This is a genomic window from Nostoc sp. (assembly GCF_036919575.1).
In the GTDB taxonomy this organism is placed as follows: Bacteria; Cyanobacteriota; Cyanobacteriia; order Cyanobacteriales; family Nostocaceae; genus Nostoc.
Genome location: NZ_JBALBY010000102.1, coordinates 22,945 through 39,667 on the forward strand (window position 1 = coordinate 22,945; position 16,723 = coordinate 39,667).

Sequence of the window (16,723 nt, forward strand, 5' to 3'; positions counted from 1 at the left end):
GAAGTTTTGCATTTTATTTAATCCACGTTCCTAAACAAGTAACTTTTACGGAGTTCAATCACTCATTAATGACTCCTGATTCGCCCATTTTAAATTGAGTTAGAAAAAAGCTGAATGATTTAATATGGGTTCCAGCCTGTAATACAAATGTACACTCGTTCTGACTTGGCGCGATCGCATAAAAATAGAGTTTTTAGAGCCGGGTGGTAGTTCAAGGTAAATTTAGGGAAATAGCTAAAACCATTACTACACCTAGATTTTCTGTTTTTCGGCAATTTCTCGAACTCCAAAAAAAATCAGCCAACCGGGAGTAATGAAGTACAAGAAAGCAAAATCTCTGATTTTCATCAGACAGTATTTTGCAATGAATAGGCTGTAACCTATATATAGCAAAGATTTTCCTCCCATTGACACTAAAATAATCATCATGCTTGACATAGTATCAATATTGATACTATTATTAATTTAACGCTAAAACCAAGTTGCTTTTAATCTGTCATTTCGTAGACACGTTCTACTTATTGACTACAACTTGGTATAAAACGTATGTCACAAATAGAAAAACTTGTTGCTAAATTAAAGAAAAATCCTCAGAATGTAAACTTTACCGATTTAATGAAGGTTTGCAATCACTACTTTGGAGAACCCAGACAACAAGGAACGAGCCATTGTGTCTATAAAATGCCCTGGTCTGGAGATCCGCGTATAAACATTCAAGAAAAGAATGGAAAAGCTAAGGATTATCAAGTTAAGCAGGTTATAGAGGCAATTGAAAAATTAGAAGCGATTGAAGAATTTGAGGAAACGAAAGATGATTAACTACGATCACTACACCTATAAAGTTACTTGGTCAAGGGAAGATGAAGAATTTGTAGGATTGTGCGTTGAATTTCCTAGTCTATCTTTTCTCGATAAAAATCGTAATACAGCACTCGAAGGTATTACAGACTTGGTAAAAGATGTAGTAGCTGATATGGGAGCGAATGATGAAACTATTCCAGAACCCATTTCAGAAAAAAATTACAGTGGTAAATTTGTAGTTCGTATACCTCCAGAACATCATCGTAGACTAGCTATAGAAGCAGCAGAGCAAAAAATTAGCTTAAATCGCTATGTAAGCCTTAAACTTGCGTCTTAAAGTTTTCGCTTTATCTATCCCAAGGCCCTACAGCCCGCCATATCAATTAATCGACCTCAATACCGATAATTGTCTTTGTAACCCCGTAGCGCTTCTTATAGCTACGGGGTTTTGCATTGGTGGCGAGGTGCGATCGCTCTTGAGCGTAGTGATCGCTGATCGCTATAAACAGATGACTTGTTGAAAACGGCTCAGTATATAGTCTTGATAAACGTCCTGATGAAAATTGAAAATTTGCATTAATAAATACTTCTGTATCTATAAAAACCTGGGATGTTTGTAATCTTTTATCCATTTGATTTTATACTTATTCTGAGGTAAATTAGCAGTTTGTACTACAATCTGTCGTTTATTTTCCAATGACTGACTGAGGGTGAAATGAGCCAAGAAACATCTCTCAGGGTTCCTAGTCTCTGGGGTCAAATGAGCGCATACAGATTAATGGGTACTTGGAACATGGCAAAAAATGTTGATGGATAGAATGCTTATGGGATCGCTAATAGCCCTGCAATGTCTTGGGGTCGCTTGACGCAAAGATCGTTACAAATCACCCCAATCAAAATTCAGGAAGCGTCGAGCATTCAGCTTAGTATATTTTTCAGTATGTTTGATATCGCGGTGTCCGAGAAAGTTTTGCATTTCCCTGGTGTTGTAGAGCGAACCGGGAGTAATGAGGCTCAACTACTCATTAATGGTATAAGATGCGATCGCATATTTTAATACAACCTGTTCCGAAGCTGTGGCTACTGTGGCTGTATACGCTTGATAATGAATGTAGGCGTTATCTTCACATAAGTTTATGTTCTTAACTTGGTTAGACAGCAATAGTTGGTTACTGGAAATCGGCGGGAAACGAATATTAATTGACCCTTGGTTGGTTGGTTCTTTGATTTTCAGCAATTTGGATTGGTTGTTTAAAGGTTCGCGATCGCAAAATCGTCCAATACCAGATAATATTGATTTGATCCTGCTATCTCAGGGTTTAGAAGACCACGCTCACCCAGAAACGCTCAAATTATTTGATCGCAGCATCAAAGTTGTAGCTTCTCCCAATGCAGCCAAAGTAGTACAGCAGTTAGGTTATAGCCAAGTAACAACTCTGGCTCATGGGGAAACTTTCACTTTAAATAATCAAGTTGAAATCAAGGCTTTCCCCGGCTCACCCGTTGGCCCCACTCTGGTAGAAAATAGTTATCTCCTCAAAGAATTGGAGAGTGGTTTAACTGTATACTACGAGCCTCACGGGTATCATTCAACGCAACTTAAGCAGGCTGCACCAGTTGATGTGGTGATTACACCATTTGTTGACTTAACGCTGCCTTTGGTTGGGTCTTTTATTAAAGGGGGAAATAGCGCTTTGGAAGTGGTAAGGTGGTTAAAACCTCAAGTAATATTACCTACAGCAGCTGGTGGGGATGTGGCGTTTGAGGGATTGCTAATGAAACTCATTCAGACTAAAGGAAGTGCTGAAGAATTTCGTTCGCTAGTAGAGAAAAATAATCTTTCGACGCGGGTACTTGAGGCGAAACCAGGCGATCGCTTTGAACTACGATTAGAAAAGCGATCATTAGCAATCTAAGTTAGCTGACATCTTGCATATAGCCCTGGCGATTAGAAATCGCGGCTATACAAACGAAGTCCACCTCCGTGGACTAAGAGAAAATCAAGGATCTTTAACCTGCGGAGGCAGGTTTTGCCTGTGTAGCCGCGACTTCTAGTCGCCTGGTGCAAGATATAAACCCTAGCGATTAGAAATCGCGGCTATACAAACAAAGTCCACCTCCGTGGACTAAGAAAAAATCAAAGGTTTTTAACCCACGGAGGTGGGTTTCGCCTGTGTAGCCGCGACTTCCAGTCGCCCAGGCTTTATGAATTATCTTGCATATACACTTCTCTAATCGGAAAAGGAATTTGAATTCCTGCTTGCTGATAGCGTTTGTGTAATTTTTTGACAAATAGATGTTTACCAATACGCTGATCAAAGTATTCACTAACGCGCATATAAAGCGTAAAATCTATACTAAAATCATTAAAAGTATGAAATCTGATATATGGTTCACTTTCTTTTAATTCCGGTGCAATTTCTTGCATGACTTCAATGGCTACTTCTACAGTCACATTTTCAACTTCTTCCAAATCGCTATCATAACTGACACCCACATCCATTGTTAAAGTAATTTCCTTTGCTGGTAAATGATAGTTTGTGAAAATTGCAGAAGACAACTTAGAATTGGGAACAATAACTACATTATTTGAAATTTATTTAATTGTCGTATTGCGCCAATAAATATCTATGAAATATCCCTCATGCCCAGCATCTAATTTCACATAATCTCCGCTTCTAAATTGCTTAAAATAATTAAGTAAAAACCAGAGAACAAATTTGCAAGTGTGTCTTGAAGTGCCAAACCAACTGCTAAACCACCAATACCTAAAGTTGTGATTATCGGCGTAATTTCAACACCTACCGTTTGTAATATGATTAACTAGTCTGACTTTTCACGGGATCTGGAAAACCTCTCTCCTGCAAGGAGAGAGGCTTTGAATTCTCCCCATTCCTTTGTAGGGAAGGGGGCTGGGGGGTTAGGTTTCGCGTTAGCTTTTCCACATGATGTCAAAAGTCAGATTAGCTAGTAAGCCAGCTAGAATAAACGCTATCGGCAGAATCCATTCCATCATATCAATTTTAAATTTGGAATTTTAGATTTAGGAGAGCAGCATTTTTGCTGTGATTATGGCTAAATTTTAGCTTGTTAATTTTCAGATTGCTTGAGATTTTCTTTCCTTATGGACTTGCCAATTATTTACCACCCAGATTACATTGCTCCCCTACCTGAAGGGCATCGCTTCCCCATGTCTAAGTTCCGACAACTCTATGAATTGCTGTTAGCTGATGGTGTGGCTAATCAAGAACAATTTCACACGCCGGAACGTCCGTCGCCAGAATTGATAGAGTTAGTCCACACTCCAAGCTATGTTCAAGCTTATTGTGAAGGAACCCTAGATGCCAAAGCACAGCGACGCATTGGTTTGCCTTGGAGTCCAGCATTAGCGAATCGTACTTGTGTAGCGGTAGGTGGTACAATACTTACTGCTAGACTGGCACTAAGTCAGGGTTTAGCGTGTAATACAGCTGGTGGAACTCATCATGCCTTTCCTAGTTATGGGTCTGGTTTTTGTATTTTCAACGATTTAGCGATCGCCTGTCGCGTTTTACAAAAACTTGGACTTGTCCAAAAAATCCTAATTGTGGATTTGGATGTTCATCAAGGAGACGGCACCGCTTTTATCTTCCAGGATGACGAGAGTGTTTTTACTTTCTCCATGCACTGCGAAGTCAATTTCCCCGGTACTAAACAAAACAGCGATTTGGATGTTGCTTTACCAGTGGGAATGGAGGATGACGCTTATTTACAAACATTAGCGAATTACTTAGCAGATTTATTGTCTAAAGTCAAGCCAGATTTAGTATTTTATGATGCAGGTGTTGATCCTCATATAGGCGATCGCTTGGGAAAATTAGCTTTAACTGATGCTGGCATTTTTCGCCGGGAAATGCAGGTTTTGAGTACTTGTATGAGTAGCGGTTATCCTGTCGCTTGCGTCATTGGTGGCGGTTATGCTGATGATATGAAATCTTTAGTTTGGCGGCATTCTCTGCTGCATCGCGCCGCCAGTGAAGTTTATCACCAGTACAAACTTTGATGTAATATGACTTATTGCAAAAATCCTGATTTGGAACTACAGATGAATTATCTATTTCATCTGTGATTTGATTTTCCTAAATAGCAAAACTTTGTCGGCAAAGGCAGCAGTGGATGAACAACGGCAAACTCAGAATCTACGAACTAGCAAAAGAATTGAATTTGGATAGCAAGAAGCTATTAGTAATTTGCGAAAAACTGAAAATTGCAGTTAAAAGTCATACCAGTACAATCTCAGAATCCGATGCAGAACGCATTCGTGTAGCCGTAAATAAACTAACAGCAAAATCCTCGAAAATTAAAACAAACTCTGAAGATTGGGGCTATATGTTTATCGCTTCAGCAATTGATAGTTTTATCCGCCATCTTGAAGGTAAAACTGCTCTGGAAGCATATCCCGAATTTAGGGAGCGGCGCGATCGCGCCAATGAGTTAATGTTGGAATGTGTCGGGAAAAAGCCTTCTCTATTTTATGTGCGTCGCAAAGGTGCGGGAAAAGAAGCAAGAGAAGAAATTTGGGATTTAACAATCGCAACAGACTCCGATGATTTTCAGTTACCCACAAGACTTGATAAGCTCAGAAAAACATTAGGATTTAGAGCGGCTGTACAAAAAGATGGACGCGGCGGTTTAAAAATACTTTCGGCTCAGTTGTTACAACCCTCACGGGGACACGCCGATAGTTATGCTGTACCTTGTCGCTTACGTTTGCTACCTAATCATCAGCATCATCTCGATATTCCGCCAACGACATTGAAACGCATCGCCGCCGCGCTAGTTTGTGGCGATCATGTGCCTACAGAAGATCAGCTTAAAGCTTGGAAAGCGTTTTTGCAAATTGAAGAAAAAATCGCTAAAGCGCGTCAATTTTGCGTGCGTTACGTAAGTCATAACTATAACTTTAAAAGACGAATCAGTTTTGAAATTGATGTAGCCTCAGCCACCCTTGACGGCTTTTATCAAAATTCCCTCGACGTGGAAAACTTTTGGGAACGAGCAAGACGCACAAAAAACGAAGATTTGAAGCTTTTTGAAACTGCTCCCGTCGGCAAAAATTGGATTACCGGACGTCAATTAGGGACTGTTGAAGAAATTGATCCCAACCGTTGTATTATCAGCCTAAGATTAGAACGCGACTTAGCTGAATATATGGCAGCAGAGCGTTATCAATTACCAGCTACCGGATTCTTATGTTTTGAGGCAGTTGGTGATATTCAGCAGATTCAGCGCAAGAAAAAAGCTTTAGATGATTTGAATAATGGTTACACCCAAAATTCCTACTTGGGCAATTTTTTATTCGATGCTTCTCAGGCTAGACAAATCAAAACAACTATCGAACTTCAACCAGAAGATTTATTATTATCTTCTGCAAATCCTGGTCAGAAAGCAGCAGTAGAAAAAGTACTTGCCGCTAAGGATCTTGTTCTGATCCAAGGGCCACCGGGTACTGGTAAAACTACCGTAATTGCCGAGATTTGCTATCAAATTGCGCTTCGCGGTGGCCGCACTCTAATTGCATCTCAAGCCAATTTAGCAGTAGATAACGCCCTAAGTCGATTAGTTCACAACCCAGTGATTCGGGCTGTACGCAAGGGGAGAGCCGAGAAAGTTGGAGAGGAGGGACAGCCATTTCTGGAAGATCAAGTGATTGGCAGATGGCTAGAAAATACAGCAAATGACTGCGAAAATAATCTGAATAAACGGCTCGAAAATATCCAAATTTTCAGTCAATTACTGGCATCATCGCCAAGATTCACAGCCTACTTTCAAGCCGAAGAAGAATTCAATTATCAACAAAATAAATTCCAGAAAAACAAGGAAAAACTAGAGTCAAACTTTAAAAATCAAGAAAAATCTTACAACGAAACCGTAGGAAAACAGAATGAGGTTGAATCTCTAATTGCAGGTCTACAAAACATCCTAAATACTGCACAAAATATCAACTGGAAAGCTCCAGAAGTTACAGGCTTCTTACCACTTCTTAAGCCTTACACAGAAGGGAACAGTTTAGTAGAAGAATTTTTAGCAAATGTTCGTAAAGCCATTAAATATACTGATGAACTTGGCTTGGTACTACCGACGTTTGGTGCTTTTGGTTTAGCGGTTTGGTTGCGTGAAACTGTAGCAACAGAAATTTCTGAATTTCAAAGTGTTTTGACTCATGCTCAAAATGCAAGTGAAGCAATCTTAGAAGTTGCAGCATCAGTGGAGGTTGTCAAACAAAATTTCGCCTCGTTAAATCAGCTACAACCAGATTATCAGCAATATCTTTCCAAACTGCAAAATATCCAGCAAACAATCAAGATTTGGGAAAACCGCAAACGAGAAATAGATTATATTATCTCAGCAGTTAAGGAATGGAAATCTACAGCACCTTCTTATCTGTATCAAACTTTGAAAGATTGTCAGCAATCCGGTTTACCACTAACGGATAATTTAGTAGATTTACCACTAGGTTTGTTGATGTTTGCTAATACATTAAAATTAACAATTGTACCAACGATATATAAAATTAACCTCCCAGAATGGGAAGTCTTAAAAAAGGCGATCGCTTATGAAATAGACGGAGGTTTCGCTGATAGGCGAGGGAAACAGCATAATTTTAGCTATTTTTTACAACAAAATTTTAGTCAGATTCCAATGGTGCTATCAAAGAGCGATCGCACCCAATGGCAAGAAACCTATCAACAGTTTAACAATTATCAATTACTAACCGCAAAACAGCGAAAATTACTAGTTGAAAATACCCAGGTTTTTTTAATTAGAATGCAACGAACTTATGGCGCATCATGGGAATGGAATAACATCGATTCTACTCTCACCCAAATTACACAAGAATTGTTAGATACTATTCTTGTAAATGCACGTCAATGCGTTTTAAAAGTTAAAACGGAAACTGAACAACAGCTTCAACATCTGCAACGACAATTAAATGAACTTCAGAAAAATGAAATCAGCCAACAGCAAATATCTATTACTCAAGCTGAGGTAGAAAAAGCGCAACAAGACGCTAATTTGCAACTTGGACAAGTTATTAATATCTTGCAAGAACTTAACCAACAGCCAAATATACCTGCTCAATTACGCATTCTAACTGAACAATATCTCGCAACACAATCAAATATTTGGGAGCAACCCCAAGAATTCTCAAATCAAGTGAATCATTGGGGAACTTGCATCAGTCAACTTGAAACCTTAATTTCATCATTAGAACCTTTTGCTGTGTTGGGAATAATTAAAAACTCTCTACATGAGCATTTATCAAAGCTACAAAAAGAAACTGAAACTTCTCTACAGGAGCTTTATAAATTACAAATTAATCTCCGCGAAATAGAACAGAAATTACAACCACACCCATCACAAACCTTAATGGTAGAAAGGACTTGGTGGTTGACAGAATGGGAAACAATACCGGATAAATTTAAACCAGAAAATTTGGCTGCTGACTTATTTAATATAGAGTTATTACGCGGTCTTTATATTCAGTTTGAATTTTGGCAACAGCAACTCGAAAAAGAAGAAAACTATCTGAAAAAATATCATAATTTTGTTCAAGATTGGATAGAAAAATTAAGAAATCCAACTGAAGGCGACCGCGATGATTTAAGACGCATTTATTTAGATAATGCTAACGTCGTTGGTATCACCTGTGTTCAAGCTGCAAATAGAGGTTTTTCTGAAGAATTCAAATCCTTTGATGTCGTGATTATTGATGAGGTTAGTAAGTGTACTCCGCCAGAGTTACTAATTCCAGCTTTGAAAGGTAAAAAGTTAGTTATGGTAGGCGATCATCGGCAATTACCACCCATGCTTGATACTAGCACTTTAGAAGAAGTTGCTCAAACAATTGGTAATACACGAGACGAACTACAATTCTTAGAAGAATCACTGTTTAAAAGTCAGTTTGAATCTGCCGATGAAAGCATCAAACAAATGCTAACTACACAGTATCGAATGCACCCATTTATTATGGGAGCAATCAATCAATTTTATGATGGTAAACTAGAATCTGGTATTTTGGAGCCGGATACAAAACGCGCACATCATCTAGCATGCGAAATTATCCAAGAATCTCAGCATCTTATCTGGGTAAAAACGCCTATCGAGAATCAGTTTTTAGAGCAAAGAAATGGAACTTCTTACTTTAATACTCAAGAAATTGATGCGATAGAACGTCTATGTCAGCAGTTCGAGACTACTTGGGCTTCTAAAGTTGCTAATGGTGAACCAAAAAAAGAAATTGCTGTAATTACGTTTTATGGCGCTCAACTGAGAAAAATAGATGAACGTCTGCAATCTGAACTTTTCCCTTCGCTAGAAATTCGTACTGGTACAGTAGACCGATTTCAAGGTATGGAAAGACCTGTTGTAATTGTTAGTATGGTTCGCAACAATAGTAAAGGAGATGTGGGATTTGCCAAGAAGCCAGAACGGGTAAATGTTGCATTTTCTCGCGCGCAAGAACTGCTGATAATTGTGGGTTGTCATAATTTATTTACCCATCAATCAGGTAAAGTCGGAAGTATGTATTCGGAAGTTTCAAATATTGTAAGTCTTCATGGAGGTTTCGTTGATGTTTCTCGCCTCTTCTGCTAAACCTATTGATGACAATCTCAAGAATTGTCTAACTGAAATCTTGCACCAGTTCCAACAACCGCCTCAGAATGAATTCTGAGGCTAATAGCTAAAAATCACGAATGTCATTCTGAGCGGAACGCAGTGGAGAGAAGAATCTCACAGATGTTTTGCTCCACTCAATATGACAATTTAAGCATTTATGCAAGAGGTCTATTCTGGACAATATCTCTTGTTCAAAGTAAAAATTGTTAAGAAATATATCATTAATAAGTATAGTTCTTTACTTAAACAACGATCAAGCTGTACTATTTTTTACGAAAAGCACTACGAGCAAACCACAGGTGCTTCAAAGCTGTTTCGTTCCCGAAAAGGTTCTGAGTTGCAAGGATCTAGGACAAAAAATCAGGTTATTCAAAAATCTAATTGAACAAATTGAGTGCGATCGCACTCAATTGTGTCAAAAAAGTAACTTGTTGATTACCAAGTCATCTAAATTTTTCACTCATGATCTTGACAAAATATCCTCCAATATGTATTGAAACAGCACTGAGAACGTGTCCGAGGTGGCAAGGATGCTCGTTGACTGCCACGGATGACTGGTTCAGATGGCAAATGAAGATAGCAAGAAGACCTGAGAGAAGGTTAGACGCAGATCATGCAACCCTTTAAACTGCCAGAATTTTACATGCCTTGGCCGGCGCGGCTGAACCCCAACCTGCAAGCAGCACGAGTCCATTCCAAGGCGTGGGCTTACGAGATGGGGATACTTGGCTCACAAGAGGAAGCAGAAGGCTCGCCTATTTGGGACGAGCGCACATTCGATGCCCACGACTACGCCTTGCTTTGCTCATATACCCATCCAGATGCGCCAGGGACCGAGCTTGACCTAGTAACCGACTGGTATGTTTGGGTGTTCTTCTTCGACGATCACTTCCTTGAAATCTATAAGCGCACCCAAGATATGGCTGGGGCGAAGGAGTATCTCGACCGACTGCCAGCATTTATGTCGGTGTACCCCACCGAAACCCCTCCCGTTCCTACCAACCCAGTAGAGCGGGGCTTGGCAAACCTGTGGTCTCGCACCGCCTTTACTAAGTCTGTGGACTGGCGGCTCCGGTTCTTCGAGAGTACTAAGAACCTCTTGGAAGAATCCATGTGGGAACTTGCCAATATCAACCAGAATCGGATTGCCAACCCCATCGAATACATCGAGATGCGGCGCAAGGTTGGTGGCGCACCCTGGTCAGCGAATCTGATCGAACATGCCGTGTTTGTAGAGGTGCCGGCGGAAATTGCCGCCACTCGGCCAATGCGTGTACTCAAAGACACATTTGCTGATGGGGTGCATCTCCGCAACGACCTGTTCTCCTACCAGAGAGAAGTAGAGGATGAAGGCGAGAATGCAAACTGCGTGTTGGTCTTGGAACGCTTCCTGAATGTGAGTACCCAGGAGGCAGCTAACCTCACTAACGAACTCCTGAGTTCGCGGTTATACCAGTTTGATAACACTGCCGTCACCGAGTTGCCCTCCCTGTTTGAGGAGTACGGACTAGACCCAGTAGAGCGTGTGAACGTTCTCCTTTACATCAAAGGACTTCAAGATTGGCAGTCGGGCGGTCACGAGTGGCATATGCGATCGAGCCGCTACATGAACAAGGAATCGGACAATTCTTCGACACCGACGATTCTGGGCGGACCCAAAGGGCTAGGCACATCGGGGGCGCGGATTGAATCTTTATACGCCACCTTGGGTTTGGGAAGGTTCAAGAGCTTCACGCACGTTCCATACCAAGCTGTGGGACCGGTGAAACTGCCGAAGTTTTATATGCCGTTCTCTACCACTTTGAATCCCAATCTGGATGCTGCGCGGAAGCATTCCAAAGAATGGGCGCGTCAAATGGGGATGCTGGAATCATTACCTGGTATTCCTGATGCCTTCATCTGGAATGACCACAAGTTTGATGTTGCCGATGTTGCCCTATGCGGTGCGTTGATCCATCCAAATGGTTCGGCTCATGAGCTAAATCTAAGCGCTTGCTGGCTTGTCTGGGGAACCTATGCCGACGATTACTTCCCAGCACTCTACGGGAATAACCGGGACATGGTTGGCGCGAAAGTTTTCAATGCCAGACTGTCGGCGTTCATGCCCCTCGACGACTCCACACCCCCCGCAGTGCCGACTAATCCAGTAGAGCGGGGCTTGGCAGATATTTGGTCTCGTACTGCTAGTCCGATGTCTGCCAACGCGCGGACTCAGTTCCGCCAAGCGATTCAGGATATGACTGACAGCTGGGTGTGGGAACTTGCCAACCAGATCCAAAATCGGATTCCAGACCCGATAGATTATGTGGAGATGCGCCGGAAGACCTTTGGCTCAGATTTGACGATGAGCCTATCTCGACTAGCTCAGGGTGGCGAGATCCCGATGGAAATTTACCGCAGCCGACCAATGCGATCGCTGGATAATTCTGCCGCCGACTTCGCCTGTTTCACTAACGATATCTTCTCCTACCAGAAAGAAATCGAATTTGAAGGCGAAATCCATAACTGTGTGCTGGTTGTTCAGAATTTCCTCAACTGCGATTTGCCCCAGGCGGTCGAGATTGTTAACAATCTGATGACCGCTCGGGCGCAACAGTTTCAACACATTGTTGCCACAGAATTGCCTGTCCTTTTCGACGATTTCAACCTGGATGAAAGTACCCGCAAGAAATTGCTCGGATACGTTGAGAAATTAGAACAGTGGATGTGCGGCGTTCTCAAGTGGCATATAACGGTAGACCGCTATAAGGAATTTGAATTGCGTAATAGTGCTTCCCCAATAGTGCGGCTGCTCAACGGTCCGAGAGGACTGGGAACCTCGGCTGCACGGATCGGCTCGTTGCTCGGTACAGGGAGTCTAGGGTCAAGATAATGAAGTCGGAAGTCGGAAGTCGGAAGTCGGAAGTACAGTTTTGTAACGGGGATTTAGAAAGAGCCACAAAACTTAAAGCGGTGCTAAAAGCACGGGGTTTTAAACCCAATTTTTTGATAATTCGTAATTCATGTGAGATCGATTTTTTTACTAACTAGAGCTTGGAGGATGAAGTTATGACTTATTCTAATGATCCCAGTTTGAATGTTGAAGATCAGCAGCCCCAGTTAAGTTTGAGTACAGCAGCGGCGCGTAATTTGGCGACGACGACCAAATCTGCACCGCAGATGCAGGAAATTACATCCCGGTGGTTGTTGAGACTATTGCCGTGGGTGCAGACCAAAGGTGGTGTATATCGCGTCAACCGTCGATTCAGTTATACCGTGGGTGATGGGCGCGTCAGTTTCACCAACATCGGAGCGACGGTGCAGGTAATTCCCCAGGAACTTACTGAGTTGCCCTTGTTGCGTGGGTTTGAGGACGTTGATGTGTTGACCGCGTTGGCAAACCAGTTTGTGCAGCAGGAGTTCGCCCCAGACGATGTGATTGTCGAGATTGGTCAGCCGGCCGATCGCGTGATTCTGATTGCTCGTGGCAAGGTTAACAAAATTGGTGTTGGCAAATATGACGAGCAAATTGTGTTTGATGTACTCGCCGACGGCGACCATTTCGGCGATGAAACTGTGGTGCAGTCTGAGGACACCTGGCAGTATACCCTCAAGGCAATTACCAGAACCATAGTTTTGTCGCTGCCCCAACAGGTGTTTGAGGGGTTGATCGGTCAGTCCGAGGCGTTGCGAACTCATGTTGAACAGGTGCGCGATCGCCTGAGCCAGCCACAGAATTCTCAAGGTGAAGCCGCCATTGAGTTAGCGGCTGATCATCCCCAAGAGACTACATTGCCAGGAACCTTCGCCGATTACGAACTCTCACCCCGCGAATATGAGTTGAGCATCGCCCAAACGGTGTTGCAAGTAAGTACCCGCGTTGCGGATCTCTACAACGAACCCTACAACCAGACGGAAGAACAACTGCGGCTGACTATCGAGGCATTGCGGGAACGTCAAGAACACGAGTTGATCAACAACCGCGAATTCGGGTTGCTGCACAACGCCGACCTGAAACAGCGTATCTACAGCACTAGCGGCGCACCCACCCCCGATGACTTGGACGAGTTGTTGGCGACGGTATGGAAGGAGCCGGGATTCTTCCTGGCTCACCCCCGTGCGATCGCTGCCTTCGGTCGGGAAGCCAACCGCCTGGGTCTCTATCCACAAAGTGTAGATGTGAACGGCGTTCAGGTTACAGCTTGGCGCGGTGTACCGATATTTCCCTGCAATAAAATCCCCATCACCAATAACCGCACCAGTTCTATCCTCTTGCTCCGTACTGGTGTAGAAAAACAAGGGGTGATCGGCTTACATCAAACTGGTATCCCCGATGAATACCAACCCAGCTTGTCCGTCCGCTTCATGGGCATCAGCGAAAAGGCGATCATCTCCTACCTCGTCACCGCCTACTACTCCGCAGCCGTCCTCATTCCTGACGCACTTGGCATCCTCGAAGATGTCGAAATCGGGCGTTAAGTATTCGTGAGAGGACTTACGCAACTGTCACATACAACTGATTTGGCTCTAATGGTGATAAATCAAAGCTTATAAGCATTACAGTGTCAACTTAAGCCTTGGCGAATGGAATAGAGCCTCCGGCACGCTGACGCGAACGCGGCTACACAAAACTTAGTCCACCTCCGTGGACTAATAAATCAAGGATTCTTAACCCACGGAGGTGGGTTAAGCCTTGTGTAGACGCGGTTTCTAACCGCCCTTTTAACTTTTATTAGTAACTAGAGGATGAGGTAATGACGTATTCTAATGATTCGGGTTTGGATATTGAGAGCGGACAACCTCAACTGAGTTTGAGTACCGCAGCTGCGCGTAATTTGTCCACGACCACCAAATCTGCACCGCAGATGCAGGAAATTACCTCTCGGTGGTTGTTGAAGATGTTGCCGTGGGTGCAGACGAAGGGTGGCACCTATCGGGTAAACCGTCGCTTGACCTATACTGTGGGTGATGGAAAGGTCACTTTCAGCAACACCGGAGCTACGGTGCAGGTGATTCCTCAAGAACTTTCTGAGTTGCCATTGCTGCGGGGGTTTGAAGACACCCAGGTGTTGAGCGCCTTGGCGGGTCGGTTTGTGCAGCAGGAGTTCGCACCTGGTGACATTATAGTGCAGTCAGGTCAGCCAGCCGAGCGGCTGTTCTTAATCGCTCATGGCAAGGTGAACAAGATTGGTATTGGCAAGTATGACGAGCAGCCTCTGTTGGATGTGCTGGCGGATGGCGACCATTTCGGCGATCAGGTGTTGGTGGAGTCAGAAAGCAGTTGGAAGTTCACGGTCAAGGCTGTGACCCGATGCACAATATTGGCGCTACCACAACAGGCGTTTCGGGAACTGCTCAACCAGTCGCAGGCGTTGCAGGCTCAGGTTGAGCAGTTTAGGACTCGCGCCGAACAACCACAAAACAAGTATGGAGAAGCTTTGATCGCGTTGGCTTCGGGTCATCGCACAGAGACGGCGTTACCAGGAACATTTGTTGACTACGAACTCTCACCCCGCGAATATCAGTTGAGCATTGCCCAGACTGTGTTGCGGGTGAATACTCGCGTTGCGGATCTGTACAATGAACCGTACAATCAGACGGAAGAACAATTGCGGCTGACGATTGAGGCATTGCGGGAACGTCAAGAACACGAGTTGATTAACAACCGCGAATTTGGGTTGCTGCACAATGCTGACCTCAAACAGCGCATCTACACCCGCAGTGGTCCCCCGACTCCCGATGATCTTGATGAACTGGTCACGCGTCGGCGGAAGTCGAAGTTCTTCCTAGCTCATCCCCGCACTATTGCAGCCTTCAGTCGGGAGTGCAACCGTCTGGGCATCTATCCACAAAGTATCGACATGGATGGGAGCAAGGTAATCGCGTGGCGCAATGTACCTATTCTTCCCTGTAACAAAATCCCGATTACCAAGAACCAGACCAGTTCTATCCTTGTACTCCGCACTGGTGAGAAAGACCAAGGCGTGATCGGGCTACACCAAACTGGGATCGCCGACGAATACCAACCCAGCCTGTCTGTGCGATTCATGGGCATCAGTGAAAAGGCGATCGTCTCTTACCTCGTTACCGCCTACTACTCCGCAGCCGTCCTCGTCCCCGACGCACTCGGCATCCTCGAAGATGTCGAAATTGGGCGCTGAGGAAAGGGGTCGGACACCTGGACACGGAGGAGATACCAACCTCATTGGTATCTCTTGCGTTCAAATGCAAAAACGTTTGTTTTACGCGAACTACTTCTTTTTGTCCAAAGTCCAAAAATATATATAAAAGGCTGAGAAAAAGTAATTTTTAAGCTCCTAGAAAGAAGTTACAATTAACAAACTGCCCTCCAAAACTGATTATTTCTCATTTAGAAACAGACTGGAGACTTTTATGACCCCAGCAGCGATGTCTGGCGACAAGCCGCAAAGCGTCTACGCTACACCCACAAAAGAATCACCCCTTTTATTTGAAGGACTGACTTGGAGAGAATTCAAAGCAGTTGAGCAGTTATTAGACCGTCCAGGATATCGGCTGTCTTTCCTGGATGGCATTTTGGAGATCCGAAGAATGCCTGGAGAACCACACGAAACCGTTAAGGAAAGACTCGGCGCATTGTTAGAGCTTTACCTGCTCATGGCAGGGTTTGACTTTACTCCAACTGGATCAATGACCTTAGAAAGTGAATCGGGTGCTGTCAAGCGAGAAGCAGATAAATCTTATAAACTTGCCCCTGGTCGAGTGCGTCCCGATTTGGCGATCGAGGTGGTGTTTACCAGTGGCGGTATCAACAAACTGGAGGCATACAAGCGGCTGTTGATTCCAGAAGTGTGGTTCTGGGAAGATGGAGTGTTAGAAGTTTATCACCTGCGGAAAGAAGGCAACGCACTTCACTATGAAAGGGTTTCTAGTAGTGAGGAGGTTAAAGGTATCGATCTGGATTTGTTGTTACGCTGCATTAATATGGTGAATCATGTTGATGCCATCAAGACTTTTCAGCAGGCGCTTCACAAATAGCTGGCGATTTCTGCTAAACCTATTAATAATAATCTCAAAAATTTGGTATATAAAATTGAGGCAATATAGTGGACAAATTAGCCATCACCAAAGCTGACATTTTTCGTCCTAAATTTATGTTTTGAGTGACTGTGTAGTATTGACAATACACACTAGATAGTAATTATATTTGATTTGTGAAAATTAAAAAGCTTAGATTCCCGATTTCTTAGAGAAGTCGGGAATTTTATTCTTGGTGGGTAATACTACCTAAAATAGGCAAAGC

11 protein-coding genes and 1 pseudogene are annotated in these 16,723 nt (G+C 43.3%); 9 read left to right on the forward strand and 3 right to left on the reverse strand.

What is annotated here, in order from left to right; translation table 11 throughout:
• The first annotated feature begins 546 nt into the window (after positions 1–546).
• The gene (locus V7K27_RS25555) at positions 547–819 is read left to right on the forward strand and encodes a toxin HicA (protein WP_334904800.1); all 273 of its coding nucleotides are present in this window, start codon (positions 547–549) and stop codon (positions 817–819) included.
• Positions 812–1,138, forward strand: a complete 327-nt coding sequence (locus tag V7K27_RS25560) for a type II toxin-antitoxin system HicB family antitoxin (RefSeq protein ID WP_334951047.1) — start codon at positions 812–814, stop codon at positions 1,136–1,138. The genes V7K27_RS25555 and V7K27_RS25560 overlap by 8 nt, the downstream gene beginning before the upstream one ends.
• A 46-nt stretch (positions 1,139–1,184) precedes the next feature.
• Here the strand turns inward: V7K27_RS25560 and V7K27_RS25565 are convergent, their stop codons facing one another.
• Together V7K27_RS25565 and V7K27_RS25570 are read right to left on the reverse strand one after the other, a co-directional pair.
• Positions 1,185–1,433 carry a hypothetical protein gene (locus tag V7K27_RS25565; protein ID WP_334951049.1) on the reverse strand — a complete coding sequence of 83 codons (249 nt, stop codon included), beginning with the start codon at positions 1,431–1,433 and terminating at the stop codon, positions 1,185–1,187.
• 245 nt (positions 1,434–1,678) lie between these two features.
• On the reverse strand, positions 1,679–1,819 hold the full coding sequence (locus tag V7K27_RS25570) for a hypothetical protein (protein ID WP_334951050.1): 141 nt from the start codon (positions 1,817–1,819) through the stop codon (positions 1,679–1,681).
• Positions 1,820–1,937: 118 nt separating this feature from the next.
• Here V7K27_RS25570 and V7K27_RS25575 point away from each other — a divergent pair, with 118 nt between their 5' ends.
• A complete protein-coding gene (locus V7K27_RS25575; RefSeq protein ID WP_334951051.1) occupies positions 1,938–2,717 on the forward strand; it encodes an MBL fold metallo-hydrolase in 780 nt (259 codons plus the stop codon).
• Positions 2,718–3,004: 287 nt separating this feature from the next.
• On the opposite strand, the pseudogene V7K27_RS25580 reads toward V7K27_RS25575, so the two are convergent.
• Positions 3,005–3,624, reverse strand: a pseudogene (locus tag V7K27_RS25580) (mechanosensitive ion channel family protein); the annotation flags it as partial.
• A gap of 301 nt (positions 3,625–3,925) precedes the next feature.
• Here V7K27_RS25580 and V7K27_RS25585 point away from each other — a divergent pair.
• From V7K27_RS25585 to V7K27_RS25610, 6 genes are all read left to right on the forward strand, one after another.
• On the forward strand, positions 3,926–4,843 hold the full coding sequence (locus V7K27_RS25585) for a histone deacetylase family protein (protein ID WP_334951052.1): 918 nt from the start codon (positions 3,926–3,928) through the stop codon (positions 4,841–4,843).
• Positions 4,844–4,956: 113 nt separating this feature from the next.
• Positions 4,957–9,438, forward strand: a complete 4,482-nt coding sequence (locus tag V7K27_RS25590) for a translation initiation factor IF-2 N-terminal domain-containing protein (RefSeq protein ID WP_334951053.1) — start codon at positions 4,957–4,959, stop codon at positions 9,436–9,438.
• A gap of 637 nt (positions 9,439–10,075) precedes the next feature.
• Complete coding sequence (locus V7K27_RS25595) at positions 10,076–12,334, forward strand: family 2 encapsulin nanocompartment cargo protein terpene cyclase (protein WP_334951054.1); 2,259 nt, start codon at positions 10,076–10,078, stop codon at positions 12,332–12,334.
• A 176-nt stretch (positions 12,335–12,510) separates the two neighbouring features.
• Positions 12,511–13,920: a family 2B encapsulin nanocompartment shell protein gene (locus tag V7K27_RS25600; RefSeq protein WP_334951055.1), complete on the forward strand. Its 1,410-nt coding sequence runs from the start codon at positions 12,511–12,513 to the stop codon at positions 13,918–13,920.
• Between the two features lie 275 nt (positions 13,921–14,195).
• Positions 14,196–15,602 carry a family 2B encapsulin nanocompartment shell protein gene (locus V7K27_RS25605; RefSeq protein ID WP_334951056.1) on the forward strand — a complete coding sequence of 469 codons (1,407 nt, stop codon included), beginning with the start codon at positions 14,196–14,198 and terminating at the stop codon, positions 15,600–15,602.
• 232 nt (positions 15,603–15,834) lie between these two features.
• On the forward strand, positions 15,835–16,458 hold the full coding sequence (locus V7K27_RS25610) for a Uma2 family endonuclease (RefSeq protein WP_334951057.1): 624 nt from the start codon (positions 15,835–15,837) through the stop codon (positions 16,456–16,458).
• The last annotated feature ends 265 nt before the right edge of the window (positions 16,459–16,723 follow it).

Excerpts from the sequence above, each read along its gene's own strand:
- V7K27_RS25605 (WP_334951056.1), top strand. The coding sequence starts at position 14,196 with ATGACGTATTCTAATGATTCGGGTTTGGATATTGAGAGCGGACAACCT.
- V7K27_RS25595 (WP_334951054.1), top strand. The coding sequence starts at position 10,076 with ATGCAACCCTTTAAACTGCCAGAATTTTACATGCCTTGGCCGGCGCGG.
- V7K27_RS25600 (WP_334951055.1), top strand. The coding sequence starts at position 12,511 with ATGACTTATTCTAATGATCCCAGTTTGAATGTTGAAGATCAGCAGCCC.
- V7K27_RS25560 (WP_334951047.1), top strand. The coding sequence starts at position 812 with ATGATTAACTACGATCACTACACCTATAAAGTTACTTGGTCAAGGGAA.
- V7K27_RS25590 (WP_334951053.1), top strand. The coding sequence starts at position 4,957 with ATGAACAACGGCAAACTCAGAATCTACGAACTAGCAAAAGAATTGAAT.
- V7K27_RS25610 (WP_334951057.1), top strand. The coding sequence starts at position 15,835 with ATGACCCCAGCAGCGATGTCTGGCGACAAGCCGCAAAGCGTCTACGCT.
- V7K27_RS25585 (WP_334951052.1), top strand. The coding sequence starts at position 3,926 with ATGGACTTGCCAATTATTTACCACCCAGATTACATTGCTCCCCTACCT.
- V7K27_RS25575 (WP_334951051.1), top strand. The coding sequence starts at position 1,938 with ATGTTCTTAACTTGGTTAGACAGCAATAGTTGGTTACTGGAAATCGGC.
- V7K27_RS25555 (WP_334904800.1), top strand. The coding sequence starts at position 547 with ATGTCACAAATAGAAAAACTTGTTGCTAAATTAAAGAAAAATCCTCAG.
- V7K27_RS25565 (WP_334951049.1), bottom strand. The coding sequence starts at position 1,433 with ATGGATAAAAGATTACAAACATCCCAGGTTTTTATAGATACAGAAGTA.